Annotated in this window: 3 protein-coding genes; all 3 read left to right on the top strand. The window is 41.4% G+C overall.

Going from position 1 to position 2,152, the window contains the following annotated elements; genetic code table 11:
- Nucleotides 1-128 precede the first annotated feature (128 nt).
- The 3 genes from ACVBEJ_RS14505 (at nucleotide 129) to ACVBEJ_RS14495 (ending at nucleotide 2,029) form a co-directional block, all read left to right on the top strand.
- Complete coding sequence (locus tag ACVBEJ_RS14505) at nucleotides 129-644, top strand: hypothetical protein (protein WP_447130350.1); 516 nt, start codon at nucleotides 129-131, stop codon at nucleotides 642-644.
- A gap of 41 nt (nucleotides 645-685) precedes the next feature.
- Nucleotides 686-1,153, top strand: coding sequence for a GFA family protein (locus tag ACVBEJ_RS14500; RefSeq protein WP_447130349.1), 468 nt, complete (start codon nucleotides 686-688; stop codon nucleotides 1,151-1,153).
- A 93-nt stretch (nucleotides 1,154-1,246) separates the two neighbouring features.
- Nucleotides 1,247-2,029 (top strand): S1 family peptidase, encoded by a 783-nt coding sequence (locus ACVBEJ_RS14495; protein WP_447130348.1) that lies wholly within the window; start codon nucleotides 1,247-1,249, stop codon nucleotides 2,027-2,029.
- The last annotated feature ends 123 nt before the right edge of the window (nucleotides 2,030-2,152 follow it).

The following is a 2,152-nucleotide window of genomic DNA, read 5'->3' as shown; positions in this document are numbered from 1 at the left end:
TCATTCGCATAAAATGTGATTATGTTGAATGGATTTGGTTAAATGGTGAGCAGTTGAAACAGAGAGTATCGGCCTGTGAATAAACGAAATCTGAAAGCTGTTTTTCTACGGGCTCGTTAGAGCACATTATGAATAAAATCGCGCTATTAATTACAGCAATATTATTTTCATTAATAGGCTTTGCTGGTGGCACCTATTACGGATTCAAGGAAGGCATCAATAATCTAGGTTTACTTGAACAAATTGTTCAGGGCGCATTATCGCGCCACCAACTCGCATCAATCGAAAAAGACAAACTTGAAAGTGTTATTCATTTATTTGAGTTGAATATAGATTCTGGGCTACATCGATACGTCATGTACCAAGAGTCAGGTAATAAATTACTCTCCGAGTATTTCATGCCAGAAATGACATCCAGTCTAGATAGATACGTAGACTTAATGGCAGATTACAGAAAAGAGCATCCAATGGTTTTTAGTCCTGATTGGGCAAAACCTGTAGAAGGTGATGACGAAGAAACAAGAAAATGGAGAGAGCAAGGATACAATGACAGCGTTAAAATGCTCTCTGAAATCAAAGTGCTACTTAGGTCGCGTGGCGTTCCCGAGTCAGCTCTAACAAGTCAAAGCACTCGGACGCAGTAAACTGCGCCGGTGTTTGAGGCGTTAAATTCTTGGAGAATACTATGAAGACTGCAAAATGTCAGTGTGGTCAATTGTCAGTAGATTGTGAAGGAGATCACTCACTTCATGTTCAATGCAGCTGTGAAACCTGCCAACGAAGAACAGGAACGCCTACGAGCTTCCAAATTTATTTTAAAGAAAGCCAAACTACTGTTCATGGTAGACTTAATACATATGCTCGCGAAGCAGTAGGCGAACGAAAAGTCATTTGTCATTTTTGTCCTGACTGCGGAAGTTTTGTGTTTTCAACTGGCCAATTTGCAAATGAGCTATTCGGTGAAAAAATGCGTATTTTAGCCCTTGGTTGTTTCAATGATTCCTCTTTTGGCCCTCCTGATTTTTCAGGCTGGAATCAGTGCTTGGCTGAATGGTTCCCCCCCATACTGCCAGAAGAGCTAAATATGGATACTCAACCGATCTCTATTGATGAATTTAGAGCAGCATTACAAGAGTTAGGTAAGCTTGAATAGCAAAAATTTAACAAAGGTAGGCAAAATCGCCCGCAAAAAAGCGCGGACTGGACTCGCTAACGCTCGCCTTTGCTACTGGCGTTAGGCGTAAACATGGTTGACCCAACAGAAGAGAGTATCAATCAACCCCGATTGCGTTGTGGTGTAGTCGATCGTTATGAATATGAATTCATCGATCCCTATGAAAAATGTATATTCCCCATTTTTCAGAGAAAAATTGATCGAGAATCAGTGCTTGCAGGTACAGGGTTCTTTATTGCGCCAACAGGCATATTCATATCTGCATCACATGTGTTTGAGATCAATTATGACGAAGGTGATACCTACTGGGTGCTATATATTGATTCTGAAGGACGAGAACACGATCTTGATTTTTCAGAGATTATGATTAGACCAGAGGGTCGTGATATAGCATTGGGGCAAGTAGCAATGGGTGATCTGGATCATCCCATCGTAAGCATTATGGAACTACAACCTGAAATAAATGAAGTTATGGCTTCATTTGCATTTTCACATACGCTAATTCACGAAATTGAAGAACAAAATGGAGAGGAAATCCAACGTATTCAGTATAGGAATCACTGGGAGTTAGGTAAGGTCGAGGAGGTTTCGCATACTGGTTTTTGGCAAACACCAGGACCAGCATTCCGCTCAACAATATTAGTAGAAGGCAGAGCTAGTGGCGGTCCTGTTTTCAACTCTAATGGATTTGTTGTCGGAGTAAATTGCCGAGGCATGTCCCCAGATGGAGCTGTTCCATACTCTACGGCTTCAAGTTTAAAAGGAATACGAGATTTGGAAATCATGGGTGAGTCAATCCGAGAGCGCAGAAAGAATATTGATAATAAACCGATTGCGAGGGTTACCCGAATATGAAACGCCTAACGAATAAGGATAAGTAGCGCTTGCCGCGACTTATCCTGTTGTTGAACAAGCCCGGTTCAGGGCGCCCAAGTCGGTTCTTTATATAGCAAATAAATACTCTGGATATCATCGTGA

The organism is Porticoccus sp. GXU_MW_L64 (genome assembly GCF_052983295.1).
The sequence above is the reverse complement of the archived record's forward strand: the minus strand, read 5'-3'. Positions and strand labels throughout refer to the sequence as shown.

Bases quoted from the DNA above. Each gene is read 5' to 3' on its own strand.
- ACVBEJ_RS14495 (WP_447130348.1), top strand. From the start codon at position 1,247: ATGGTTGACCCAACAGAAGAGAGTATCAATCAACCCCGATTGCGTTGT.
- ACVBEJ_RS14505 (WP_447130350.1), top strand. From the start codon at position 129: ATGAATAAAATCGCGCTATTAATTACAGCAATATTATTTTCATTAATA.
- ACVBEJ_RS14500 (WP_447130349.1), top strand. From the start codon at position 686: ATGAAGACTGCAAAATGTCAGTGTGGTCAATTGTCAGTAGATTGTGAA.